At 66.5% G+C, this 22,172-nt stretch carries 25 protein-coding genes and 1 pseudogene; 13 read left to right on the top strand and 13 right to left on the bottom strand.

The genetic code is table 11. The features are described 5' to 3' along the window. Nucleotides 1–45: 45 nt before the first annotated feature. Entirely contained in the window at nucleotides 46–552 is a 507-nt protein-coding gene (locus ACIQ3R_RS04555) for a maleylpyruvate isomerase N-terminal domain-containing protein (protein ID WP_397415603.1), read from the bottom strand. A gap of 12 nt (nucleotides 553–564) precedes the next feature. Further along, a complete protein-coding gene (locus ACIQ3R_RS04550; RefSeq protein ID WP_397415601.1) occupies nucleotides 565–714 on the bottom strand; it encodes a hypothetical protein in 150 nt (49 codons plus the stop codon). Nucleotides 715–927: 213 nt separating this feature from the next. On the opposite strand from ACIQ3R_RS04550, the gene ACIQ3R_RS04545 reads away from it, so the two are divergent. After that, on the top strand, nucleotides 928–1,104 hold the full coding sequence (locus tag ACIQ3R_RS04545; protein ID WP_397415599.1) for a hypothetical protein: 177 nt from the start codon (nucleotides 928–930) through the stop codon (nucleotides 1,102–1,104). Nucleotides 1,105–1,184: 80 nt separating this feature from the next. Here the strand turns inward: ACIQ3R_RS04545 and ACIQ3R_RS04540 are convergent, their stop codons facing one another. Then, nucleotides 1,185–1,643 carry an HtaA domain-containing protein gene (locus tag ACIQ3R_RS04540; protein WP_397415596.1) on the bottom strand — a complete coding sequence of 153 codons (459 nt, stop codon included), beginning with the start codon at nucleotides 1,641–1,643 and terminating at the stop codon, nucleotides 1,185–1,187. Between the two features lie 15 nt (nucleotides 1,644–1,658). Beyond that, nucleotides 1,659–1,895 carry a CDGSH iron-sulfur domain-containing protein gene (locus ACIQ3R_RS04535; RefSeq protein ID WP_397415593.1) on the bottom strand — a complete coding sequence of 79 codons (237 nt, stop codon included), beginning with the start codon at nucleotides 1,893–1,895 and terminating at the stop codon, nucleotides 1,659–1,661. A gap of 119 nt (nucleotides 1,896–2,014) precedes the next feature. Between ACIQ3R_RS04535 and ACIQ3R_RS04530 the strand changes: the two genes are divergently transcribed. Then, on the top strand, nucleotides 2,015–3,247 hold the full coding sequence (locus ACIQ3R_RS04530; protein WP_397415591.1) for a serine hydrolase domain-containing protein: 1,233 nt from the start codon (nucleotides 2,015–2,017) through the stop codon (nucleotides 3,245–3,247). A 4-nt stretch (nucleotides 3,248–3,251) separates the two neighbouring features. On the opposite strand, the gene ACIQ3R_RS04525 is transcribed toward ACIQ3R_RS04530, so the two are convergent. Further along, nucleotides 3,252–3,995, bottom strand: a complete 744-nt coding sequence (locus tag ACIQ3R_RS04525) for an SDR family NAD(P)-dependent oxidoreductase (RefSeq protein WP_397415588.1) — start codon at nucleotides 3,993–3,995, stop codon at nucleotides 3,252–3,254. A gap of 228 nt (nucleotides 3,996–4,223) precedes the next feature. Between ACIQ3R_RS04525 and ACIQ3R_RS04520 the strand changes: the two genes are divergently transcribed. After that, nucleotides 4,224–6,539 carry a TonB-dependent receptor gene (locus ACIQ3R_RS04520; protein WP_397415586.1) on the top strand — a complete coding sequence of 772 codons (2,316 nt, stop codon included), beginning with the start codon at nucleotides 4,224–4,226 and terminating at the stop codon, nucleotides 6,537–6,539. A gap of 33 nt (nucleotides 6,540–6,572) precedes the next feature. Continuing rightward, nucleotides 6,573–7,649 (top strand): alkaline phosphatase family protein, encoded by a 1,077-nt coding sequence (locus tag ACIQ3R_RS04515; protein ID WP_397415583.1) that lies wholly within the window; start codon nucleotides 6,573–6,575, stop codon nucleotides 7,647–7,649. A gap of 106 nt (nucleotides 7,650–7,755) precedes the next feature. On the opposite strand, the gene ACIQ3R_RS04510 is transcribed toward ACIQ3R_RS04515, so the two are convergent. The 3 genes from ACIQ3R_RS04510 to ACIQ3R_RS04500 all read right to left on the bottom strand — a co-directional run bounded on the left by ACIQ3R_RS04510 (nucleotide 7,756) and on the right by ACIQ3R_RS04500 (nucleotide 10,158). Next, the gene (locus tag ACIQ3R_RS04510; RefSeq protein WP_397415581.1) at nucleotides 7,756–8,271 is read right to left on the bottom strand and encodes a hypothetical protein; all 516 of its coding nucleotides are present in this window, start codon (nucleotides 8,269–8,271) and stop codon (nucleotides 7,756–7,758) included. Nucleotides 8,272–8,449: 178 nt separating this feature from the next. Then, a complete protein-coding gene (locus ACIQ3R_RS04505; RefSeq protein WP_397415579.1) occupies nucleotides 8,450–8,947 on the bottom strand; it encodes a flavodoxin family protein in 498 nt (165 codons plus the stop codon). Further along, nucleotides 8,944–10,158, bottom strand: coding sequence for a lipase family protein (locus ACIQ3R_RS04500; RefSeq protein WP_397415577.1), 1,215 nt, complete (start codon nucleotides 10,156–10,158; stop codon nucleotides 8,944–8,946). The genes ACIQ3R_RS04505 and ACIQ3R_RS04500 overlap by 4 nt, the downstream gene beginning before the upstream one ends. 161 nt (nucleotides 10,159–10,319) lie before the next feature. Here ACIQ3R_RS04500 and ACIQ3R_RS04495 point away from each other — a divergent pair, with 161 nt between their 5' ends. From ACIQ3R_RS04495 to hrpB, 3 genes are all read left to right on the top strand, one after another. After that, nucleotides 10,320–10,748, top strand: coding sequence for a universal stress protein (locus ACIQ3R_RS04495; protein ID WP_397415575.1), 429 nt, complete (start codon nucleotides 10,320–10,322; stop codon nucleotides 10,746–10,748). A 103-nt stretch (nucleotides 10,749–10,851) separates the two neighbouring features. Further along, nucleotides 10,852–12,210 carry a serine hydrolase domain-containing protein gene (locus ACIQ3R_RS04490; protein ID WP_397415573.1) on the top strand — a complete coding sequence of 453 codons (1,359 nt, stop codon included), beginning with the start codon at nucleotides 10,852–10,854 and terminating at the stop codon, nucleotides 12,208–12,210. Nucleotides 12,211–12,264: 54 nt separating this feature from the next. Further along, nucleotides 12,265–14,703 carry an ATP-dependent helicase HrpB gene (hrpB, locus tag ACIQ3R_RS04485; protein WP_397415571.1) on the top strand — a complete coding sequence of 813 codons (2,439 nt, stop codon included), beginning with the start codon at nucleotides 12,265–12,267 and terminating at the stop codon, nucleotides 14,701–14,703. Here the strand turns inward: hrpB and ACIQ3R_RS04480 are convergent. Beyond that, nucleotides 14,700–15,317, bottom strand: a complete 618-nt coding sequence (locus tag ACIQ3R_RS04480; protein ID WP_397415568.1) for a 2-hydroxychromene-2-carboxylate isomerase — start codon at nucleotides 15,315–15,317, stop codon at nucleotides 14,700–14,702. The two genes, hrpB and ACIQ3R_RS04480, sit on opposite strands and share 4 nt — an antisense overlap. A gap of 8 nt (nucleotides 15,318–15,325) precedes the next feature. After that, nucleotides 15,326–16,063 carry an SDR family NAD(P)-dependent oxidoreductase gene (locus ACIQ3R_RS04475; protein WP_397415565.1) on the bottom strand — a complete coding sequence of 246 codons (738 nt, stop codon included), beginning with the start codon at nucleotides 16,061–16,063 and terminating at the stop codon, nucleotides 15,326–15,328. Nucleotides 16,064–16,154: 91 nt separating this feature from the next. Between ACIQ3R_RS04475 and ACIQ3R_RS04470 the strand changes: the two genes are divergently transcribed. After that, the gene (locus tag ACIQ3R_RS04470; protein ID WP_397415563.1) at nucleotides 16,155–16,604 is read left to right on the top strand and encodes a winged helix-turn-helix transcriptional regulator; all 450 of its coding nucleotides are present in this window, start codon (nucleotides 16,155–16,157) and stop codon (nucleotides 16,602–16,604) included. Nucleotides 16,605–16,610: 6 nt separating this feature from the next. On the opposite strand, the gene ACIQ3R_RS04465 is transcribed toward ACIQ3R_RS04470, so the two are convergent. Together ACIQ3R_RS04465 and ACIQ3R_RS04460 are read right to left on the bottom strand one after the other, a co-directional pair. After that, entirely contained in the window at nucleotides 16,611–17,402 is a 792-nt protein-coding gene (locus ACIQ3R_RS04465) for a TrmH family RNA methyltransferase (protein WP_397415561.1), read from the bottom strand. Next, nucleotides 17,399–18,301, bottom strand: coding sequence for a class I SAM-dependent methyltransferase (locus ACIQ3R_RS04460; RefSeq protein ID WP_397415559.1), 903 nt, complete (start codon nucleotides 18,299–18,301; stop codon nucleotides 17,399–17,401). The genes ACIQ3R_RS04465 and ACIQ3R_RS04460 overlap by 4 nt, the downstream gene beginning before the upstream one ends. A gap of 124 nt (nucleotides 18,302–18,425) precedes the next feature. Between ACIQ3R_RS04460 and ACIQ3R_RS04455 the strand changes: the two genes are divergently transcribed. The 5 genes from ACIQ3R_RS04455 to ACIQ3R_RS04435 are packed head-to-tail and all read left to right on the top strand — an operon-like array spanning nucleotide 18,426 to nucleotide 21,976. After that, nucleotides 18,426–19,061, top strand: a complete 636-nt coding sequence (locus ACIQ3R_RS04455) for a TetR/AcrR family transcriptional regulator (protein ID WP_397415556.1) — start codon at nucleotides 18,426–18,428, stop codon at nucleotides 19,059–19,061. Between the two features lie 20 nt (nucleotides 19,062–19,081). Further along, the gene (locus tag ACIQ3R_RS04450; protein WP_397415555.1) at nucleotides 19,082–19,843 is read left to right on the top strand and encodes an ABC transporter substrate-binding protein; all 762 of its coding nucleotides are present in this window, start codon (nucleotides 19,082–19,084) and stop codon (nucleotides 19,841–19,843) included. 2 nt (nucleotides 19,844–19,845) lie between these two features. Then, on the top strand, nucleotides 19,846–20,814 hold the full coding sequence (locus tag ACIQ3R_RS04445; protein ID WP_397415607.1) for a FecCD family ABC transporter permease: 969 nt from the start codon (nucleotides 19,846–19,848) through the stop codon (nucleotides 20,812–20,814). Next, nucleotides 20,811–21,575, top strand: a complete 765-nt coding sequence (locus ACIQ3R_RS04440; RefSeq protein WP_397415605.1) for an ABC transporter ATP-binding protein — start codon at nucleotides 20,811–20,813, stop codon at nucleotides 21,573–21,575. The genes ACIQ3R_RS04445 and ACIQ3R_RS04440 overlap by 4 nt, the downstream gene beginning before the upstream one ends. Then, nucleotides 21,572–21,976: a hypothetical protein gene (locus tag ACIQ3R_RS04435; protein WP_397415553.1), complete on the top strand. Its 405-nt coding sequence runs from the start codon at nucleotides 21,572–21,574 to the stop codon at nucleotides 21,974–21,976. The genes ACIQ3R_RS04440 and ACIQ3R_RS04435 overlap by 4 nt, the downstream gene beginning before the upstream one ends. On the opposite strand, the pseudogene ACIQ3R_RS04430 reads toward ACIQ3R_RS04435, so the two are convergent. Then, nucleotides 21,937–22,172 (bottom strand): annotated as a pseudogene (locus ACIQ3R_RS04430) (lytic transglycosylase domain-containing protein); the annotation flags it as partial. The gene ACIQ3R_RS04435 and the pseudogene ACIQ3R_RS04430 sit on opposite strands and share 40 nt — an antisense overlap.

Below are 22,172 nucleotides of genomic sequence, written 5' to 3'. Positions count from 1 at the left end.
GCGTACGACCTTCGTCCTACCGACCATAATCTTGCCCAACACCCCCTAACTCACCCCCGCCGCCGCCCGCGCACTCCGCAGGTGGCCCTCCGCGAGGTCGATCAGCACCACCTCCAGTAACCGCCCGACGGTGGTCGGGCCGCCCATGAATGGGATGTCGGCCGTGCGCTCCAGCGCGTCGGCCGGGGTCGTGGCGAGCCAGGTTCGCACCCGTTCGCCTTCCAGCGCCAGGAACCGGATCGTGTCGCCCGGCGTGCAGTCGGCCTGTTCGCGGATGTGTTCGTCGTTGAGGCGGTCGATGTCCGCCCGCGTGGCCACGGTGAGCGGGCGGCCGTCGAGGATCGCCTGGGCCTGGTCGATCACCGGATAGTGGATCGCGCCCACATGGTGCGCGGTCACGCCGGCGCCCCAGCCCTCGTCCGCGGTCGGCGCGCGCCAGCCCTCCGCCGGGCAGTCGCGGACGAAACGGAGCAGTTCGGCGTGCAGCGCCTCAAACCGGGGGCCGATGTAGAGGCCCGGCGCTTCGGCGACGGAGGATGGCGAGGTCTGCATGGTCCGGCCCTGTCACGGCGTGGCGATCGCCAGGTTGGCGCCATCCCGGTTCGGGTCGGGCGCTGAGTCAATTACCCGCAACGTATCCGGGGCATCGAAGGCCTCGATGAGGTCTGGCGTCCGCGCCTGACGCACCGGCGTGCTCACCTGCGCTGATGTCACCGCCCGAAATCCCATCCGTGCGCGCCGCCGAGATTTTCCACAGGATTTGCCAGAGGGGTCGATCCGGGGGGCGCCTCCCCTCGGGGCGGGTCCTGAAACATGCGTTCCTATGTCCAGCATGTGGAAAATCTTTCAGGGCCCCCGAGGCGCCGGCGGGTCTGGTCCGCCGGTCGCCGGGCGGCTACGGTCGGCCGCTTGAACGAGGCGGCCCTGATGGACGATGCACCCCCCCCAACGCCTCCCGGCGAGACGCCGATGCAGAAGGCGCTGCGGCTCAAGCGCGCGGCGCAGGGCGCCAAGGGCGGCCCGCCGAGCAGCGGTCGCCTGCGCGACGAACGGGCGGCGGCCGCGGCCTCGTCGTCCAAGTCCAAGCCCTGGATGAAGAAATAGGCGGTCCCCCTCCTTCCCAGGCGCGAAGCGCGGTTCGGGGGAGGTGGCGCCCCGGACCGGATCCGGGGCGACGGAGGGGGCTAGCGCAGCACCACCGGGTCCAGCGCCGTCCCCGGCGGGTAGTTGTCGGCGATCTGGTACATGCCATCGAGCGTGATGGTCGCGGGCAGGGTGATCGCGCCGTCGGCTCCGGTCCCGGGCGCGCCGAGCTTGGCGATGGCGTAGCGCTTTTCGCCGCCGGGCGCGGTTGGCGCGGTGATCACGGCGCCGTCCGGCCCGGCCTCCACCCCCAGGTCGCAGAGCGTCGTCCTGAGCATCCCGCCGTGCGCCTCGAAGCTGATCGCCCCCTGGAACCGCGCCGCGCCGGTCAGGGCGCCGTCCGGGCCGACGGCCAGGTCGCCGCCGGGCAGGGCGGTCAGCACGAAGGCGCCTTCCGCGTCACGGTCCGCGCCGTCGGCGAGCGTGATGGATCCGCCGGCCGCCTCCACATAGGCCCGGAAGCTCGCCTTGACGCCCCAGGTGAGCGTGGTGATGGGCATGCGCCTCGCTGCTCCTCAACCGTTGTGGCTGCCGTCGCACAGCGGCTGCTTGGCGGTGACCTTGCAGCCGCAGAAATAGACCGTGCGGCTCTTGGTGGCGGCGTACTTCACCGGGGTGATGTCGGTGGTCTTGTGGCTGCCGTCGCAGAACGGCTGCCTCTGGGAGAGACCGCAGGCGCACCACCAGTAGTCGCGGCCCTCCTCGACCTCGACGGGGAAGGGGGTGTCGGCGGCGCGGACGGCGGCGGTCATGGGAAGCTCCTGAGATTGCGCCGCCACCATACTCCGCTCCGGCGGTCTGTGGAGGGGTCTCGCGGCGGCGGCGCTGTTCGGCCAGGATATGAGTCGCATCCGTTCGAGGGAGTCCCGCCATGTCGATAATCCAGACCGACCGTCGCCGGCTGCTGCTGGCCGGCGGCGCCGCGATGATGGCGGGCCCGGCCTGGGCTCAGGCCGAGGAGCCGATCGCCGCCACCGTCCTGGCCACCACGGCGGAGAACCAGGCGGCGACGTTCCGCAACATCGACCGCGCCGGCCCCGTGCGCCCGATCCGCGCCGGCGGGCGGGTGCGGCCGCTGCCGCCGCACGCGCGGTCGCTGGACGGCCTCAGGTTCCCGTTCGAGGGCGCGACCCGCACGGTCGACGACTACATGACCCGGCGCCGGACCGGCGGCCTGCTGGTGCTGAAGCGCGGCGAGGTGGCGCTCGAACGCTATGGCATGGGCAACAATCCGCAGACCCGCTGGACCAGCTTCTCCACCGCCAAGTCGATGACCGCGACCCTGACCGGCGCGGCGCTTCACGCCGGGGCGATCAAGAGCCTGGATGATCCGGTCGAGGCCTATCTGCCGAAGATGGCGGGCAGCGCCTATGCCGGCGTGAGCGTGCGCAATGTCCTGCGCATGGCCTCGGGCGTGGCCTGGACCGAGGCCTATGATCCGGGCGGGGTCTCCGATGTCGCGCGGCTGGGCCTGGCCATGGCCGCCCGGCGCGATGGGTTGGTGCTGGAGCTGATGCGCACCCGGGCGCGCGCCGTTCCGCAGGGGACCAAGTTCAACTACTCGACCGGTGAGACCTGTGTCCTGGGCGCCATCGTCTCGGCGGCCGTGAAGCGTAACCTGGCGGACTATTATTCCGAGACCGTCTGGGGTCCGGCCGGCATGGAGGCCGACGGCTACTGGCAGCTGGAATCAGAGGGCGGCATGGCCCTGGCCGGCATGGGGGTGAGCGCGCGCCTGCGCGACTATGGCCGGTTCGGGCAGTTCGTGCTGGAGGACGGGGTCGCCTCGGACGGCGTGCGCCGCCTGCCGGTCGGCTGGCGCGAGCTGGCCGGTCAGCCCGACAGCGAGGCCACCGGCTTCGGCAAGCTCGAGAAGGACTATCCGCTGGGCTACGGCTACCAGTGGTGGGTGCTGCCGCGCGGCGCCGGGACCGCCCACGACGGCGCCTTCACCGCCCAGGGCATCTTCGGCCAGTTCGTCTATGTGAACCCGCGCGAACAGGTCGTGGCCGTGGTCTGGAGCGCCTGGCGCGACGCCTGGCAGACGCCCTCGGAATTCGAGACCTACGCGCTCCTGGGCGCGGCGGTGGAGGCGTTGCGGTAGGGCTTCAGGGCGCGATCCAGGCGCCGCCGTTGGCGTGGATCACCTGGGCCTGGACGAAGCGGGCGGCGGGACTGAGCAGGAAGTCGACCACGGCGGCGTAGTCCGCGCCCTCGGCCAGCCGACCCGAGGGGTTGGCCCGGGCGCCGCGTTCCAGCGCCTTGGCCGCCGCCTCCTCCGAACCGGTCATCCGGGCGACCGAGGTGGTGGCGACGAGGCCCGGGGCGACCGCGTTGATGGTCACGCCCCGCGGCGCCAGTTCGGGCGCCAGGTAGCGGATCAGGCTCTCGGCCAGGGCCTTGCCGGCCCCCAGGGCGGCGTAGTTGGCCAGCACGGAGCGGGCTCCGGCGCTGGAGATGAAGACGATCCCGCTGCCTTCGGACAGCCGGGGCAGGGCGGCCTGGACCAGCCAGAGCAGCGAGAGTCCGTTGGCCTGGATGGCGGCGGTGAACCGCTCCGGGTCGGCGGCCAGCAGGCGGGTGGGGTATATGGCGGCGGCGTTGTGGACGATGTGCAGCGGCCGTCCGTCGGCCTCGGCCGCCGCGACCAGGGCCTCCGCCCCGGCCGGCGAGCTCACATCGGCGGCGACGGTGCGCACGCTCGCCCCGGCGGCCGAGAGCTCGGCCCGGGCGTCTTCGGCGGCGGCGTGGTCGCTGTGATAGCCCAGCACCAGCGGCTCGCCCCGAGCCGCCAGATGCCGGGCGATGGCGAGCCCGATGCCCTTGGTCCCGCCGGTGATCAGGATGGTCATCGCGTGGCGGCCCCCGCCGCCTCGGCCTGTCGGGCCGCAGAAAGAATGCTGGGGAGGGAGTAGTTCCCCTCATGGCCAGGAGCGTCGGTGTATCCTCTGGTCCGGTCAAGGCGTCGCCGAACGGTCACGCATCGTTGCGGGCGGCGTCACGCCAACGATGCAGAACCGTCAAGCCCCGATGGTACCCGCCCCCCTCGGACCCGAAACGGGCCGGCTAAGGGGATCGTCATGAAGTCACGACTTTGGATCGGCGCGGCGGTGATCGCGCTGTCGCAGGGCTGGGCGTTGAGCGCCGTCGCAGCCGACGCAGACGCCGACGCGGTGTCGGTGGAAGAGATTATCGTGTTGGGCCAAGGTGAGGCGCGCCAGGTACAGACGGTCTCTGGTGAGGAGCTCACTCTGGAAACACCCGGCGCGAGCCCCCTAAAGCTCGTAGACAAGCTGCCGGGTGTGAACTTCCAGGCGGCGGACGCATTTGGTTCCTACGAATGGTCGGCGCGGATCACCATTCGCAGCTTCAACCAGAACCAGCTGGGTTTTACGCTGGACGACGTGCCGCTCGGCGACATGACCTACGGCAACCACAACGGTCTGCACATCTCCCGCGCCATCTCCGGTGAGAACGTCGGCGCAGTTGAACTTTCGCAGGGCTCGGGCTCGCTCGACACTGCCTCGGCGAACAACCTGGGCGGGGTGCTGCGCTATACCACGCGTGACCCTTCCCGTTCCTTTGGCGGCTTGGTCAGCGGCACTGGCGGCTCGTACAACACCTTCCGCGGCTTTGCGCGGCTCGAGAGTGGTGAGCTGGCGACAGGCGGTCGTGGCTTTGCGAGTTACGCCTACAACACCACCGATAAGTACAAGGGCGACGGCGAGCAGCGTCACCAGCAGTTCAACGTAAAGTTCGTCCAGCCCATCGGCGCTGCTGAGATCAGCGCCTTCGCCAACTGGTCCAAGCGGCGCGAGCAAGACTATCAGGACATGTCGCTCGAGATGCTTAGTCGGCTTGGGTACGGCTGGGACAATATCAGCGACAACTGGGCCCTGGCGGTGCAGGTCGCCGAGATCGGAAACAACCGCGGCGAGACTGGCGTGACCCCGCGGAATCCCCAGTTGGGCACGGTCTACCCGGGCCTGATTCGCTCAGTTGACGACGCCTACTACGACGCGTCAGGCCTGCGCGACGACATGCTGGGCGGGATCACCCTGAAGGTTCCAGTGGGTGAGATGCTGGACCTGAAGGCTACGCTCTACGGTCACGATAACGAAGGCCAGGGCATCTGGTTCACGCCCTATGTGGCCAGCCCCAACTACGGTGTCGCGGGCGCCACCACCGACAACGCCCCGATCTCGATCCGCACCACCGAGTATGATCTGCGCCGCTACGGCGTGGTCGCCGCGGCGACCTGGGAGGCTGGCGCCCATAAGGTCAACGCCGGCTTCTGGTACGAGGACAACGACTTCAACCAGGCGCGGCGTTACTACGCCCTGAACCGCGCCGCGCCTCAGCGCAGCGCCCTGAACTTCCAGTCCGGATCGTTCCGCACCGACTGGGAGTATGACTTCAAGACGACGACCTGGAAGTTCTGGGTGCAGGACAACTGGACCGTCACCGACCAATTCAGCGTCAACTTCGGCTTCGCCACGCTTGGCGTCAAGAACGAGGGCCGCACGGTCTTCGCGCGCACTCCGGCGGTGGAGAAGAACGGCGTCATCAAGGTGGAAGAGAACTTCCTGCCTCAGGTCGGCGGCCGGTACGCGCTCACCGAGGACAGCGAACTATTCGCCGGTTACACGCGCAATGTTCGGGCGTTCCCGAGCTCTGGAACCTCGGGGCCGTTCTCTGCCAATCGGGCCGGCTTCGACGCTATTCGCAACAAACTTGAGCCGGAAACCGCCGACACCATCGAGGCCGGCTGGCGCTTCCGCACGGCCGACTTCCAGGGCGTGCTCGCGGGTTATCATGTTAAGTTCAAGGATAGGTTGTTCTCGGTGCCGGTTGGCTCCGGCATTGTGGGCAATCCTTCGGCGCTCTCCAATGTCGGCGGTGTCACCTCTCAAGGCATCGAGGCGGTCGGTTCATGGGAGTTCGCCGAGAACTGGTCGGCGTTCGCATCCTACGCCTACAACAACTCCGAGTACGATGACGACACCGTCGATGGGAACGGCGCCATTGTCGCCCGCACAAAGGGCAAGACGTCGGTGGATAGCCCGGAGCACCTGTTCAAGGCCGAACTTAGCTATGACGCAGGCGAAGGCTTCTTCGGGCGCTTCTCGCTTTCCTATCTCAGCAAGCGCTACTTCAATTATGAAAACGACCGTAGCGTGCCGTCCCAGACCCTGGCCGATTTTACAGTAGGCTATAGGTTCTCAGGCCCAGATTGGCTGAATGGTCTGGAAATCCAGGCCAATGTCTCCAATCTGTTCGATGAAGAGTACATCTCGACCATCAACTCCAACGGCTTTCCGCTGCGGGGCGACAGCCAGACCTTGCTGGTCGGCGCGCCACAGACGGCCTACGTGACTATCCGCAAGACGTTCTAGACGGCGATCCTGGACGGGCGCGGGGAGACGATGATGCTTCGGACTGTTCTCACCGCGCTCGTGCTGGCCTTCGGACTGGCTTCGACGGCCGTGGCCGCCGACGCCGATCAACGCCTGGTGATCGTGACCCTCGACGGGTTGCACTGGCGAGAGCTCTTCCAGGGCGCGGATCCAGCCAGGGCCGCGGATCGAGCTTTCGTCAATGACCCTGCTGCGACCGTGAAGGCCTATGTGGAGGCGCCGGACCGGGCTCGCTTCCTGATGCCGTTTCTTCACAACGTTGTGGCCCGCGACGGGGTGCTGCTCGGCAACCGCGACCAGGGTTCCTGCGTAAAGGTGGCCAATGATCAGTGGTTTTCGTTCCCGGGCTACAACGAGATCCTGAGCGGGCGGCCCGACCCTGCGATCCGATCGAACGCGTTCGGTCCCAATCCCAACGTCACGGTGCTGGAGTGGTTGAACGGCCGGACCGGATTCGCTGGACGGGTACAGGCGGTGACCTCTTGGTCAGTGTTTGCCGACATCCTGAATGTGGGCCGCAGCAAGCTTCCGGTGAACGCAGGATGGGGCGGAAAAGCCGAGACGCCCGTGGATCCTATGCTGGCCCGGCTGGAGGCCGGCGCGCCGCGCATTTGGCCGACGGTGCGGCTGGACGCCTTCACCCAGGCGCACGCGCTGGCCACGCTTAAGGTCAAGCGGCCACGCGTGCTCTATGTGGCCTATGGCGAAACCGACGATTTCGCCCATGACGGGCGCTACGATCTGACGTTAGAGGGCGCGCGCCGGACAGACGGTTTCATCGCCGAGCTATGGGCTGCGCTGCAGGCGAACCCCGCCTACGCCGGGCGGACAACCATGATCCTTACGACCGACCATGGGCGCGGCGAGGGCCGGCCCGACGCCTGGAAGCATCACGGCAAGCCGATGTTCGCGGAGTCCGACGCGGCTTGGATCGGCGTTTTGGGGCCGGGCGTCCGCAAGCCGCCAGTCTCGATGGAATGCGCCACGGTCGGTCAGGTCGCCGCCACTGCGCTAACCGCGCTGGGAATAGACTGGAGGGCCTTTCGCGCCGACGCCGCGCCGCCGCTTGATGTGTTTCAGCCTCGCTGAATCTTAAGCGCTCATGCGCTCGGCGCCACGCCCTCCAAACGCGAAACGGGCGGCCCTCGCGAGAAGACCGCCCGTCGTGGTCGCTTCCGACTCTGCCGTCTGGGCGTCAGGCGCCCGAGAGGTGCATTGGCCTCGCCCGCTCGACCTTTGCGCCAGTCGTCAACTTGCCCGAAGCGAGCGTGATTGCGGCTAGCGAGGCGTTGATAATGGCCAGCGTCAGGTGCGCGCCGCGGTCGCCCTTCAGGCCCATGGCCTGGATTTCGGCGACGGTTTTGCCCTCAGCAATTGCCGCCATCAGCGGGCCGTAGTTCGGGATGTTCCAGCCGAGCCACGGGGTGAGGTGTAGTCCAACGACCGCCAGCGAGACGCCAAGTGCGGCCCAGGCGGCTGAGATCCGGGTCTTTGGGATCACCAGCAGGATGGCGAGGATCGCAGCCAGAATTCCGAAGGCATAGCGGCCGCCAGGCTCCAACCAAGTCGCGCCCGTTTGTAGTTCAGCCCATCCGAAGATGGGATGGATGCTCACGCCCACGAACTTGGGCCACACCCAGAGCGCCACGAGGCTCAAAGCCAGCATGACCGCACCGGTCCAGCTCCAGATATTGATGCTTGTCTTGTTCACGTCGGTTCCTCCGTCTCGAATGCGGGGACCCCCCCGCCGCGTCGGCCCGACATCACGGTCGCCATGACCGCCAGAGGGGCCCGGGCCTAGGTTGCGGAGATTGTCGCTGAACAGCAGATCACAAGAGGCCGATGGATTAGATTCGCCAATGATCGTGATCAGCGCGTAGCGTGTCTGGTCAGAAAACACCCATGGCGAGACCGGCCGCCATGGTCTGACCCAGGTCAGAGGCGCGGGCGAGCGGCCCCGGCGGCACGTGCTTGAGCGCGAGGATCTCCTCGGGTGTCTGAGCGTTGGTGTTGACGATCAACGGCTCGGCGACGGACTTTAGCCGCCACCCTGCGACGATGCGTGCGATCTGGCGGGCCGCGCCGGCGCCGTCGCTGCCGGCGGAGATGATCGCGGCGTAGGGCCGCCCGGCTAGTCGATCCAGCGCCGGATAGTAGCTGCGATCGAAGAAGGCCTTCATTTCACCCGAGAGCGTGGCGAGATTCTCTGGGGCGGCGAAGATGAAGCCTTGCGCCGCTAAGAGTTCATCTGGACCTACCGTTGCCGCCGGAAGCCGGACGGTTTCGATCGCCGATTCACGCGCAGCGCCCTTGGCGGCCGCTCGGGCTAGCGCTTCCGACGCGCCGGTTCGTGAATGCCAGACGATTAGCAGGCGGCGCTTAGTCACGCCGGCGGCTTTGGCAGCGTGGCGCAGTTTCCGGCGATCGGCTCGCCCGCAAAAGCCTTGGCGATGAAGACCGACGACTCTGCCGTCGAGCCGTTGACCGCGCCGGAGTGGTCGGCCTCCGGATAGAGGTGCGCTTCGATGAGAGATCCGGCCTGACAGGCGTCCTCCGCGAGGCCGAGTTGCATAGCCGGGGGCACGTCACGGTCCTTGCCGCCCGTCCCCATGAACACTGGGGTTGTGATCTTGAGGGTGGGATAACCCATTAGTTCGTAACCCTGGAGCATCCGCTCGGCTGGGTCGCGGGTAAAGGTGGTATTATAGGTCAGGCTGGCGGTGTTGACCGCCTGTGCGATCTGGCCCATGCAGCCGGTGGTGATCGACATGGCGACCGGTAGGGCGGTTGCCGTGAGATAGTCGGCGGGCCGGAAAGCCGGGTCCATCTGCTCCAGCAAGCTCAATGCGAAAAAATTGTAGGCCAGCAGCGGATCGACTTTGTCGCGCGGACGCGCGGCCTGCAGCGCCACCTGGCCCTCGGGAGAAAAATAGGGCGTACCTGTGGCGACTGTGCCCTTGATGCGGAGCTCCGGCGCATAGCGCGGCGCATGACCGGCGGTGGCGAAGGCGGCTCCGCCTCCCTGCGACTGGCCGATGATCACCACATCGCGGGAGAGACCGAACCCGCCGGCCTGCGCAGCCCGGACGCTGTCCAGGATACTGTAGGCGACCGGTGTGGTGGCGAGATACGGATGACCTCCAGGCGTACCCAGCCCCTGATAGTCGGAGGCCACCACCGCGTAGCCCTTGGCGAGCCAGAAGTTCAGGTAGGTGGTGTCGCGCGCGCCCCGGCCGGCCCAGGACGGCGCGCAAACGTCGGCTACGCCCACGGTGCCGTGCGCCCAGGCCAGCAAGGGCCAGCCCCCGGCTGGTGGATCCCCCATAGGAACGTAGAGCGCGCCAGAGACCGCCACTGCGCCCTTGCCCCTGAGCCCATCCGTAGAGCTGTAGAGCAGGCGTATGTTCCGGCCTGCATTGGTGAGCGATTGGCGGGTATCCAGGGGCTCGGAGCGCATCAGTGTTCCAGGCTTGGCAGGAACAACGCCTTCGGGGATGTAGAAGGCCGAGACGCCGCCGTCGCCGGTGAGATTGCCCGCCGCGACGGGAAGCGCCGCAGCCAACGACGCTGTCGCTGCCAAGAGACCCACCAGACGCATCGAATCCTCCCTCAGTGTTGGGGGCATCATGGCGTCGCGGGCCGCCGCCCGCCACCATTCGGTCTGCTTGACCAAGATCAATGCTGGCGTAGGTGGGCGGGCATACCGGTCTATCGTGTGAACCGGCGGGTTCCCATGCCGTGCTCACCAGGAGAGCCACAATGTCGTTCAAGAAGATCCTGATCGCCGTCGATAGCGGCCCGATCGCCGCACGGGCCTTCGACCTCGGTACGGGACTTGCCAAGGAGGTAGGCGCCGATCTCGGACTGATCACCGTCGTCGACAGCATCCGGATGGCGGCGCCCAACGTCGACGCCGCGGCGCTGCAGTTGTTACCGCTTGCGCGAGAAGAAGCCCGACAGTTGCTCGACACACTGGTCTCGAAGTCGGATGGCAAGGCGAAAGATTTCCTGGCCGAGGGTTCGCCGGGCGATGAGATCGTCTCGGCCGCAAAGAGTTTCGGAGCCGATCTGATCGTTATCGGCAGTCATGGCCGTAGCGGTCTTGGTCGCGTCCTGATGGGCAGCGTTGCAGAGGCCGTGATGCGGCATGCACCGTGTCCGGTGTTGGTGGTGCGCGCCGGAGCCTGATCCCGCCTCACAGGTTGCCAGGTTGAAACGCACCGGCGCTTGCGCTGGCGGGCGCCGACCCTCAAGGTCATGGACAAAACATGGCCTCGGGGGAGCACTCGACATGATCCACACACCCATGCGGCTCGCAGCTGCGTTCGCCGTCCTATCGCTGGGCCTCGCCCCGGCGGGGGATAGTTTCGCTCAGGCCGCGCGCCGGCCTGCGGCAGTCGCGACTCCGCCGGCCTTCACGCCGGCCGCTAGTCCGGAGGCGCTGGGATTCGATTCCGCGCGGCTGGCCAAGCTTGACGCCTACATGCGTGGCGTGGTCGATCAAGGGCGGGTCGCCGGCATGACCACTTTCCTGGCTCGCAAGGGCAAGGTCGTCAGCTTCAAGATCTACGGCAAGGCCAGCCTCGAGAGCGGCAAGCCAATGACCGAGGACTCGATCTTCCGCATCTATTCCATGACCAAGCCGATCACCGGCGTGGCGATGATGATCCTGTTCGAGGAGGGCAAGTGGCGGCTGGACGATCCGGTTACCCGCTACGTGCCTGAATTCAAGAACCTCAAGGTGGTGAAGTCGGTCAATCCTGATGGAACCATGGTGCTTGAAGATATGGTCCGCCCGCCGACCATGCGCGAGGTGATGAGCCACACGGCGGGCTTCGGCTATGGCCTGCAGGATGAGCATCCGGTGGACAAGCTCTATCGCGAGAAGGGCGTGCTTCGATCTGTGGGTTTGAAGCAGATGATCGATCGTACGGCGGAGATCCCGCTCGTTTTCCAGCCCGGGACTTCGTGGCGGTACTCCTCGTCAGTCGACATCCAGGGCTACATTGTCGAAAAACTGTCGGGTCAAACCCTCGGGCAGTTCTTCGAGCAACGCATCTTCGGGCCGCTCAAGATGGTCGACACGGCGTTCTTCGTACCGCCGGCCAAGGCCTCGCGGCTGGCGGCCGTCTACGTCTTTGATCGTGAGCAGCGAAAGATCGTCGAGGCGAAGCAGCTGTTTGGTGGAGACGTGCCGACCTACCTTTCACCGCCAGCGAACGAGTCGGGCGGTGGCGGCCTAGTTGGCACCACCATGGACTATGCCCGTTTTGCTCAGATGCTGGTGAACGGCGGCGTGCTGGAAGGCGTACGCATCCTATCTCCGGCCTCGGTCGAGATGATGGGCACCAACATGATCCCGCGGGAGGCGCTGGTGGGGTCGAACGGTACGGTTGGGACGCGATTCAATGACGCCGTCGGCTTTGGCCTCGACTTCATGGTGGTCAACGATCCCCGTCGCGCCGGTTCGCTGGAAGGCAAGGGTACGATGAGCTGGGGCGGTGCTGCTGGCACCTGGTTCTGGGTAGACCCGACCAACAATGTGGTTTTCGTCGGAATGATCCAGCGGCTGGGCGGCTCCGGCGGCGACGACCTGGGCGGCATGGCCCGTACACTTACCTACCAGGCGCTGCTGCACCCGGAGAAATAGGCGTACGCATGTGACGGATTGGCTCACATCGACGGCGCGCGCTAAGCGCAACCGATGAGCGAGGCCGAACTGCCCGTCCGCGGGGCATTGCCGAAGTTACTGAGCGCCCTTGCGTGCGGAGGTGTGGCTGTCCTCGTAGCGCCTCCTGGGGCCGGCAAGACGACGCTTGTTCCCTTGGCATTGATGGACGAGGCCTGGGCTGCCGGAGGCAAGATCATCCTGCTTGAACCCCGGCGCCTGGCGGCGCGCGCGGCGGCGGCTCGGATGGCGGAGTCCCTGGGTGAGCCCGTGGGGCGCACCGTGGGCTTCCGTGTGCGGATGGAGTCCCGTGTCTCGGCTGCGACGCGAATTGAGGTGGTCACGGAGGGCGTCTTCACCCGCATGATCCTCGACGACCCGGAGCTCGCGGATGTTGCCTGTGTGATCCTGGACGAGTTCCACGAGCGCAGCCTGGACGCGGACCTGGGACTGGCGCTGGCGCGCGATTCACAGGGTCTGTTGCGGCCGGACCTTCGCATCCTGGTGATGTCGGCGACGCTAGACGGGGCGGCGGTTTCCTCCGCCCTGGGCGATGCACCAGTGATCGAGTGCCTGGGCCGAGTGTTCCCGGTGGACACGCGCTACCTAGGACGCGATCCGACAAAACGGATCGAAGACCGAGTGGTGCGGACCGTGGAGACCGCCCTGTCGGCCGACACGGGCGACATTCTGGTTTTCCTGCCTGGCCAGGGTGAGATCGTGCGCACCGCTGAGCGATTGGCGGAGCGGGTGCGATTGGGCGTGGAGGTCACGCCGCTCTACGGGGCTCTGGATATCGGCGCCCAGGATCGCGCGCTTCGACCTCCGCCGTCCGGCCTGCGTAAGGTTGTTCTGGCGTCTTCGATCGCCGAGAGCAGTCTCACGATACCCGGCGTACGCGTGGTGGTGGATGCCGGATTGGCGCGCGTCCCCCGGTTCGATCCGGCCAGTGGTCTCACGCGGCTGGCGACCGTGCGGGTCAGTCGAGCGGCGGCCGATCAAAGGCGAGGGCGGGCGGGCCGGACCGCGCCGGGTGTCTGCTATCGGCTATGGGACGAGGCCGAGACCCGGGCTCTTGCGCCCTATGCGGACCCGGAGATTCGCGAGGCGGACCTCTCAGGCCTGGCCCTGGATCTGGCGCGTTGGGGCGCCAAGAACGCCTCGGGCCTGACCTTCCTGGATCCTCCGCCGCCGGCGGCCTTTGCGGAGGCTCGGACCCTGCTGACGCGCATGGGCGCCCTTGATGGCGGCGGCGTGCTGACCGTGCACGGTCGCGCACTGGCCAAGATGCCTCTGCCGCCTAGACTGGCCCATATGGTGGTTCGGGGGGCGGAAAGCGGCCAGGCAGCGCGCGCGGCGCAAATCGCTATGCTGCTGACCGAACGTGGCCTGGGTGGACGTGACGCGGACCTGAGCCATCGGCTGGAGGCGGTGGCTAGAGACCGTTCGCCGAGGGCGCGGGACGCACAGGCGCTGGCAGCGCGATGGGCGCGGCTTGCGGGGCCGCAGGGGTGCGCGCCTGCGAGGTCGGATGGACTGTTGCTGGCGCTGGCGTTTCCGGAACGCGTGGCGCGCGCAAGGGGGAATGGGGCCTTTCAGTTGGTGAGCGGCCGCGGTGTTGCCGTGGAGCCGACCGATGCGCTCGCGCGCGCCGAATGGCTGGCGGTTGGGGAACTGGGGGGAGCCGATCGGCGAGATCGGGTACTGCTGGCGGCCAAACTCACGGTTGAAGAGATCGGGGCGTTTGCAGACACCTTCTCGACAGAAACCCGGTTGGAAGAGGTCAGCGGCGGTCGTTTGCGCGCAAGGCGGATCATCCGGCTGGGCCGGTTGGTGGTCCGCGAAGCCGTGGACGAAACGCCGGACCCGGGGTTGATCGCGGCGGCGCTGGCGGAACGGGTTCGCAGTGATGGCTTGGGCAGCCTGAAGTTTGGGCCAGGGGCAGAGGCCCTAAGAGCGCGCATCGGATTCTTGCGAACACGCGATCCGGGCTGGCCGGACCTGGGCGAAACGGCTCTCATCGAGCGCCTTGACGATTGGCTCACCCCGCTGCTGGCAGACGTGCGCTCATTGAACGAACTGCGGCCTGATGCGCTCGAGGGCGCTCTACGGGCGCTGATCCCTTGGGACTTGCAGCGCCGCCTCGACGGCGAGGCCGCGCCGCGTTGGACCGCTCCGACCGGCAATAGTTTCGCCATCGACTACGCCGCCGAGGCGGGTCCGCGCGTCGAGATTCGGGTGCAGGAGGTCTACGGCTTGACAGAGCATCCGCGTGCGGCCGGCCAGCCCATTGTGCTTGCACTCTTGTCACCAGCGCATCGGCCGATCCAGACAACCACCGATCTGCCGGGCTTCTGGGCGGGATCCTGGAAAGATGTTCGCGCCGATATGCGTGGGCGCTATCCTAAGCACCTCTGGCCAGAGGATCCCGCTAAGGCCACGCCGACGGCGCGGGCGAAACCCAGGGGCGCTTAACCGGCCGCGGCGGTCAGAACCGCCTCTTCAATCTGGCCCAACCGATCCTTGCCGAAGAACATCTCTTCGCCCACGAAGAAGGTGGGAATCCCGAAGACGCCCCGCTCGACGGCGGCCTCAGTGTTGGCGACCAGCTCGGCCTTGACCTCAGGGTCCTGTGTCGCCTCCAGCAGCGCTTGGGCCGGAAGTCCGGCGCCGTCCAGCACTCGAGCGACCACCTCGGGGTCGTCCATCTTCTCTCCATGCTCCCACATGGCAGCGAGCACCGTCTTTACATAGGTATCCTCCACGCCAGCTCGGCGGGCGGCGACCAGGGCGCGCATGATCAGCAGCGTATTGACCGGGAAGTGGGGATTCTGGCGAAAGGCGGAGAGGCTGTGCTTGGCGACAAAGCGACGAGTTTCCAGCGCCTCATAGGCCAACTTGCCCTTCACGCCGCCAAACGCGACCATAGGAGATGCGTTGTTTGTGGCCTTGAAGATGCCGCCAAGTAGGCAAGGGATCCGGTTGATGCGCGCGCCTGTTCGAAGCGCAATTCCGGGCAACACCTTGGCGGAAAGATAAGCGTTGGGACTGCCGAAGTCGAAGATGAAATCGATCACGGACTGAGTCATGGGGTTCCTCACCAGGGTTCGCGCCAGGGTCTGACGTCGAGTTCGTGGGTCCAGGCCGAGGGGCGCTGGCGATGGAGGGCGACGAAGGCCTGGGCCACGTCGTCCGGCTTAAGCACCTCGTCGCGGGCTAGCAGATCATCGACATTGTCACGCAGGCCACGAATGAAGGCCCCATCGATTGGCCCGTCGACGACAACATGGCCCACATGAATGCCCAGCGGGCCCAACTCGCGCGACATGCTCTGGGCGACGGCGCGTAGTCCGTGCTTGGCGGCGGCGAAGGCCGAAAAGCCGTCGCGCCCGCGTAGGCTGGCGGTCGCGCCGGTGAACAGTATCGTGCCGCGGCCCCGAGGAACCATCACGCGCGCGGCCTCTCGTCCCGTGAGGAAGCCCGAGAAGCAGGCCATCTCCCAGACCTTGTGAAAGACCCGCGCCGTGGTCTCACGGATGCCAAAGCGGACGTTCGCGCCGATATTGAACACCACGACTTCAAGCGGACCGACATCACGTTCGATTGTGTCGATGAGCGAGATCATCTCCGGTTCTTCCCGGGCGTCGACACCATAAGCGTAGGCTTCACCGCCGCGTTCGCGGATCGACCGTGCGAGGCTCTCCAGCTGTTCAAGATTTCGCGCACGACGGGTCAGGCAGAGCGTCAGGCCCTCGGCGGCAAAGGCTCGCGCGATCCCCGCGCCCAGGCCGTCACCGGCGCCTACGATGAGGCAAACACCATTGCGATCAGCCATTCTGCCTATCCGTTCGAATTTCGAACCAGGGTGCGTCTTGAAACCGAATGCCGTCAATGGGAGAGTTGATTTCGCGACTTGGAGAGTATCGATGCGTTGGAACGATCTCGCAGATGCCCGATGCTCTGTGGCCCGCTCCGTAGCGGTGATCGGCGACCGATGGACGCTCATGATCGTCCGAGACAGCTTTCTGGGCGTACGGCGCTTCGAGGACTTTGAGCGGCGTCTTGGCATCTCGCGCAGCATCATCGCCGATCGGCTGAAGCGATTGGTGGAGGCCGGCGTTCTGCGCCGGGAGATCTATCAGGATCGGCCGGTGCGCCATGAGTATCGGCTGACTGAACGCGGATTGGCGCTGCACCCAGTGATCCTGGCCATCGTCCACTGGGGGGACGTGCAATTCGCTGGAGAGGCGGGGCCGCCGATGCTTCACAGGCACAAGGCCTGCGATTGTGATTTCACCCCCGTCACCACCTGTTCGGCCTGTGGCGAACCGGTGACCGCGCGCGATGTGGAAGTGCGGCCGGGTCCGGGGATGTAGAGCTAGTCAGTCCGTCGCGGCATAGATCATCACGCCAGTGGCCACTGCGAGATTCAAACTATCCGCCCGGCCGCGCATCGGTATCTTGACGTTGACGTCGCAGAGGCCGGACATCTCCTGCGGCAAGCCCTGTTGCTCGTTGCCCATCAGGATCAGGGTGGGCCTACGGTAGGTCGCCGCGCGGTGGTCAATCTCGGCCTCAAGGAGTGTACCCACCACGGACCCTGGCCAGCTGGCCCTCCAGGCGGCGAAGTCCGCCTCGTCTGTCTGGATGATGGGAACGGCGAAGATCGAGCCCATTGTGGCCCGCACCGCCTCGACGCCAAACGGATCGCAGCACTCACCGACCAGGATCACCGCCCCGCATCCGGCAGCGTCCGCCGTCCGGATGATCGTCCCCAGGTTGCCGGGGTCGCGTACCCGATGGAGCGCGACCACGCAGGCTGCCGGGCCCGGGACCACATCCGACAATACCGCTAGCATTTGCGGAAAAACGCCCACTACGGCTTGCGGATTGTCGCGTCGGGAGACCTTGGCGAGGATGTCGTGTGTGACTTCGATCACCTCTCCACCCGCCGCCAGCGTCGCAGTGATCGCCCGGCTGGCCATGGAAGACGCTGCGGCGTCGGGCCCGTGCATCAGGATCCGTGGAGCATGCGCTGTGTCGAGGCCCTCAATCACGGTTTTTAGGCCCTCGGCGACAAACAGGCCACTGTCTTCGCGAGCCTTGCGCATATGCAGCGCCCGCACCGCCTTGACCGTATCGTTGGAGAGCGACGTGATGGTTCGCGCGGTCATGTTGCCGACCAACGGGCGTAAAAGCTCATGCCGATAGCGCGGTCGCCAGCCTCCTCGCAGAGATCGAGTTCGCCCCAGTCAATTCGCCCGCCGCGTTCCGCAAGCACCTCGGCGAGCAGACCCGCTAGCGCGGCCCCAGAAATGCGCTCGGCATAGGCGTTCAAGACCAGGAAGCGGGCGTCCCGCGATAGTAGTTGACCACACAGCCTAGCGAGCTCCGGCAGGTCATCGAAAAGGCGCCAGACCTCGCCGCCGGGACCGCGCCCATACTTCGGCGGGTCAAGGACAATACCCTCATAAGTGGAACCGCGCCGGACTTCTCTCTGTACGTACTTTCGCGCGTCGTCGGTGATCCATCGGATCGGGCGGTCGGCGAGGCCCGAAAGTTGGGCGTTCTCGCGGGCCCAGGCGACGGCCTTCTTTGAAGCGTCGACATGCGTGACCGCTGCGCCCGCTGCGGCCATCACCAGCGAAGCGACGCCGGTGTATCCGAACAGGTTGAGCGCCCGTGGCTGACCCCCGCCAGTGCGCACCACCTGATCGAGCCACGCCCAGTTGGCGGCCTGCTCGGGAAAGAAGGCAAGATGGCGGAACGCGGTGAATCGTCCGGTGAACCGCGCATCGCCCCAGCTCAGCGGCCAGGTTGCAGGCGGCTGGCGATTGGGGTGGCGCCAACGACCGGCGTCATCTTCGTCAGCGGGATCAAACACCGCGTCAGCCGCATCCCAGGCCTCTGGCGGAAGTCGCGGAGTCCAGAGGCACTGGGGCTCAGGCCGGATCACGGTGTAGGGTCCGTAACGCTCAAGCTTTCGGCCTCCACCGGAGTCGAGCAGCGCGTAGTCGGCCCAGCCGAGGGTGCGCATCGCTTCGGGCGCTGTGGCCAGGACGGGCGGGCTCATCGTCGCCCCCATACGCCTTCTGGTCAGGGACCGTCCAGCCGAGCAACCGTCTCAGGAACGACAAGGCCTTGTCATAATCGACGATCTGGGCTCCGGTTGCAGCGTTCAGGGGTTGGGAGGCTTCATGGGCACCATAGCCGTTGCGACGCGGAAGACCGCGCGCAAGGCCAAGGGCGACGGACACCTTCGCCGGGCCGAGATACTCAAGGTCGCCGAGCGTATCTTTGTGGCCGAAGGCTACGAAGGCGCCACTATCCGGCGAATTGCCGAGGAGGTCGGGGTTTCGTCGACAGCGCTCTACATGCACTTCACCGACAAGGGCTGCATCCTACAGGAGATCTGCTCGGAGACGTTTCGGGATCTGCTGGCGCGGAACCAGGAGATCGCGTCCCGACCAGTGGACCCGGTGGTGCGGACCCGGATGATGCTGGAGGCCTACATGCGTTGGGGCCTGGCCAATCCGAACGCCTACCAGCTTGTCTATTGCGCTCCTGGTCCGGTATCGACCGAGCCCATGCCGGTGGGCACGGCGGAGATGAGCCGACAATGCTACGACATCTTCGCCGACGTAGTGCGCCAGATCGCCGCGGAAGGTCGCCTTCGAACTGGTACGGCAGAGACGGCCGCCCAGGTGCTCTGGATGGCGTGTCATGGGATCGTAGCACTGCGAATCGGGCGGCTGCAGGTGGAGTGGACTGCTCAGGACGAGCTGATGCGGGTGGCGCTCGACGGGCTCTTGAACGGGCTCTTAGTGGACTGATCCTGGGCATCGCTGCGCTGGTGGCTGGGCCCACTCTGGCCGCGCCTCGGGTGCTCTCGCTCGATCAGTGCGCCGACCAGTACGTTCTTGAACTGAGCCCGCGAGTTGCGATCGTCGGTCTTTCACCGCGCGCAGATGATGCGGACTCAAGACTTCGAACCCGGGCGGCGGGATTGCCGACTCGGCGCGCAACCCTAGAGGCGGCGCTGGCGGCTCGGCCTGATGTGGTGCTGCGGACTTGGGGTGGGGACCCGAGGCTTCTGGCGGCGCTGCGTGCGCACGGCGTGAGAGTGGTCTCGTTAGCTGGTGCGGCAGACTTCGGCGGGATCCGGACGGACATCCGAACCGCGGCCGCGGCCCTGCAGCAGCGGGCGGCAGGCGAAGCGTTGATCGAGGGTATGGATGCCAAGCTCTTGGCTTCGCAGGGGGCATGGCGCGGCGCACGCGCGGTCTATCTGACCCCAGGTGGAGCTACGGCGGGCCCTGGGACGCTGCCAGATGCAATCCTCACGGCGGCGGGCATGACCAATGCCGAGACCCGTCCGGGCTTTCGACTCATCCCGTTGGAGCGCCTGGCTGCACACCCGCCGAAGGCGGTGGTGCTGGGTTTCTTCGACACCTTCCAACTTACCGGCGATCATTGGGGCGTCGGGAGGCACCGAGTCCTCCGGCGACTGGCGGATCAGCGCGCGGTCGCGCGGCTTCCGGGTAAACTGCTCAGTTGCGCTGACTGGAGCGCCGCCGAGGCGGTCGCGAACCTTGCTCAGGCGGCGCCGCGTTGAGGATCAGCTTGCTCAGTTTAGGTCTGGTCGGGCTGACACTGCTCGTGACCGGACTTGGCGTGTTGATCGGAGAAACGGCGGTCAGCCCGGCTGAGTTGGCCGACCCGGCGTCCGGCGCGGGTGCAATCCTGTTCGAGATCAGGTTGCCGCGCACCGTAGCAGCCCTGGTGGTCGGCGCCGCCTTGGGCCTGGCGGGCGCGGTGATGCAGGGATTGCTTAGGAACCCGTTGGCCGATCCGGGGGTGCTGGGCGTTTCGGCTGGGGCCGGATTTGGCGCGGCGTGCGCGATTACCCTGGGCCTCGCCGTCGTTCCAGGGGCGGTCGAAGGCGCGGCGCTTGCAGCGGCGCTTGCCACGGGTGGAATGCTAACTGTGTTGGCGGCCAGGATCGGGGCCCCGGAGACGCTGATCCTGTTCGGGGTAGCCCTTTCGGCGTTTCTGGGTGCGCTGACGGCCCTGGTGTTCAACTTCTCGCCGTCGCCGGTGGCTCTAGCGGAAGTGTTCAACTGGCTGCAGGGATCGGTCGAGGCGCGCGACTGGCCCGACCTTGCCCGCCAAGCGCCGGCGATGCTGGTTGGTGCGGGTCTATGCGGTTACGCCGCGCGTGGGCTTGTGATGCTGACCCTAGGTGAGGAGGCGGCGCGCTTGTCTGGACTGCCTATGGGGCGACTGCGGGCGGCGGCGGTGGCGGGGGCGGCGTTACTGACAGGCGGAGCTGTGGCGCTAGCGGGTATCGTGGGCTTTGTAGGCCTTGTGGCGCCGCACGTTGTGCGCGCGGCGGCCGGGGCGGATCCAGGGCGGATCCTGTTCCCTTCAGCGCTCGCCGGTGCAGTGATGCTGGCGGCGGCCGACATCTTGGCGCGGGTGGTTCCGACCGATGTGGAGTTGCGCCTTGGGGTCGTGACCGGGCTGGTGGGCGCGCCGGTGTTCGCCGCCATAGCGTGGCGAGCGGCCCGGAGTTGGCGCGGATGAGCGTCTTGGAACTTCAGGGAGTCTCGGCGCAGCTCGGTGCGCGCGAGGTTCTTACGGCCGTCGACCTTGAGGTGATGGGCGGCGAAGTCGTGGGGATCTTGGGGCCGAACGGCGCCGGCAAAACCACCCTGCTGCGCGCCGCGCTTGGTTTGATTCAGATGAATCGCGGCGTCGTCCGACTCGGCGGCGACGATCTTGCCGGCTTGGGGTCTGTCGAACGCGCCCGCCGTGCGGCGTACATGCCCCAGTCTCGCGAGATCGGTTGGAACATGCCGGCGCTCCACATCGCCAGCCTTGGTGCCCCCTTGGCTCCGCTGATCGAGGCCCGTGCAAGAGCGGTCCGGGCGCTCGCGGATGTCGGTCTGGACAGTTTAAAGGATCGTGGCGTGCTCGATCTCTCCGGCGGTGAGCGGGCGCGGGTGTTGCTGGCTCGGCTGTTGGTGTCCGGCGCACCTTTGCTGATAGCGGACGAGCCGGTCGCCGGCCTGGATCCCGATGCTCAACTGCTAGCCATGGATCTGTTGCGCGCGGCCGCGCGATCCGGTGCTGGGGTTCTGGTGACCCTTCACGATCTTCAACTGGCGGCGCGGGCCTGTGATCGACTGGTCGTGCTGAACCAAGGACGGGTCGTCGCATCGGGCGCTCCCGCCGCAGCGCTTTCTCCCGAGGTTCTGCGAACTGTATTCCGTCTGGATGGCGGTTTGACCCCAGGTAAGAACGGCCCGACGCTCAGCGCAAAGCGTCGAAGGGGGTTACCATGATCTTTCCGAAGCGCGTGTTCACATGGGGCGGGATTTTCGGACTCGTGATGTTGACCCCGATGTTCTTCCTGGAGAGCCAGATGGCAGCCATGGGCGGGCCGATCACCCGTCCGGAGAACTACTACGGTTTCATTGGTGTCGCCTGGGCCTGGCAGTGGGTCTATCTGCTCATCGGACGTGACCCCGTGAGATATCGTCCGATCATGCCTATTGGCGCGATGGGAAAGCTGATCTTTGTCGTCATTACCTTCGGCCTAGCCGCTGCGGGGCGGACGCCGTGGAACGTGGCGCTGATCACCGCTTCGGATCTGGTGATTGCGATCCTGTTCTTGATCGCCTGGCGTATGACGCCAATCTTGCCTCAAGGCGCCAGCGCCACAGCCGCCGACGGACCTGCATAGGCGCCGCGCTTAAGATCGTGGCTTAAGGTGATCGGGATCGAACCGCCGGACAGTTTGGCCCGATAAACTTGTGTGTTTTCAAGAACGCGCATGACATAATTACGGGTTTCTGAGAACGGAATGCATTCTATGAAGTCGAGCGGATCGTTGGCGCTGACGCGCGGATCGCCGCAGAAAGCGCTCCATTGGACGGGGC

The sequence above is a fragment of the Phenylobacterium sp. genome (assembly GCF_044371015.1).
In the GTDB taxonomy this organism is placed as follows: domain Bacteria; phylum Pseudomonadota; class Alphaproteobacteria; order Caulobacterales; family Caulobacteraceae; genus Phenylobacterium.
This window is presented reverse-complemented; position numbering and strand designations above follow the sequence as displayed.

Coding starts and splice junctions, on each gene's coding strand:
- ACIQ3R_RS04555 (WP_397415603.1), bottom strand. CDS start 552: ATGCAGACCTCGCCATCCTCCGTCGCCGAAGCGCCGGGCCTCTACATC.
- ACIQ3R_RS04545 (WP_397415599.1), top strand. CDS start 928: ATGGACGATGCACCCCCCCCAACGCCTCCCGGCGAGACGCCGATGCAG.
- ACIQ3R_RS04540 (WP_397415596.1), bottom strand. CDS start 1,643: ATGCCCATCACCACGCTCACCTGGGGCGTCAAGGCGAGCTTCCGGGCC.
- ACIQ3R_RS04535 (WP_397415593.1), bottom strand. CDS start 1,895: ATGACCGCCGCCGTCCGCGCCGCCGACACCCCCTTCCCCGTCGAGGTC.
- ACIQ3R_RS04530 (WP_397415591.1), top strand. CDS start 2,015: ATGTCGATAATCCAGACCGACCGTCGCCGGCTGCTGCTGGCCGGCGGC.
- ACIQ3R_RS04525 (WP_397415588.1), bottom strand. CDS start 3,995: ATGACCATCCTGATCACCGGCGGGACCAAGGGCATCGGGCTCGCCATC.
- ACIQ3R_RS04520 (WP_397415586.1), top strand. CDS start 4,224: ATGAAGTCACGACTTTGGATCGGCGCGGCGGTGATCGCGCTGTCGCAG.
- ACIQ3R_RS04515 (WP_397415583.1), top strand. CDS start 6,573: ATGCTTCGGACTGTTCTCACCGCGCTCGTGCTGGCCTTCGGACTGGCT.
- ACIQ3R_RS04500 (WP_397415577.1), bottom strand. CDS start 10,158: ATGCGTCTGGTGGGTCTCTTGGCAGCGACAGCGTCGTTGGCTGCGGCG.
- ACIQ3R_RS04495 (WP_397415575.1), top strand. CDS start 10,320: ATGTCGTTCAAGAAGATCCTGATCGCCGTCGATAGCGGCCCGATCGCC.
- ACIQ3R_RS04490 (WP_397415573.1), top strand. CDS start 10,852: ATGATCCACACACCCATGCGGCTCGCAGCTGCGTTCGCCGTCCTATCG.
- hrpB (WP_397415571.1), top strand. CDS start 12,265: ATGAGCGAGGCCGAACTGCCCGTCCGCGGGGCATTGCCGAAGTTACTG.
- ACIQ3R_RS04480 (WP_397415568.1), bottom strand. CDS start 15,317: ATGACTCAGTCCGTGATCGATTTCATCTTCGACTTCGGCAGTCCCAAC.
- ACIQ3R_RS04475 (WP_397415565.1), bottom strand. CDS start 16,063: ATGGCTGATCGCAATGGTGTTTGCCTCATCGTAGGCGCCGGTGACGGC.
- ACIQ3R_RS04470 (WP_397415563.1), top strand. CDS start 16,155: ATGCGTTGGAACGATCTCGCAGATGCCCGATGCTCTGTGGCCCGCTCC.
- ACIQ3R_RS04465 (WP_397415561.1), bottom strand. CDS start 17,402: ATGACCGCGCGAACCATCACGTCGCTCTCCAACGATACGGTCAAGGCG.
- ACIQ3R_RS04460 (WP_397415559.1), bottom strand. CDS start 18,301: ATGAGCCCGCCCGTCCTGGCCACAGCGCCCGAAGCGATGCGCACCCTC.
- ACIQ3R_RS04455 (WP_397415556.1), top strand. CDS start 18,426: ATGGGCACCATAGCCGTTGCGACGCGGAAGACCGCGCGCAAGGCCAAG.
- ACIQ3R_RS04440 (WP_397415605.1), top strand. CDS start 20,811: ATGAGCGTCTTGGAACTTCAGGGAGTCTCGGCGCAGCTCGGTGCGCGC.
- ACIQ3R_RS04435 (WP_397415553.1), top strand. CDS start 21,572: ATGATCTTTCCGAAGCGCGTGTTCACATGGGGCGGGATTTTCGGACTC.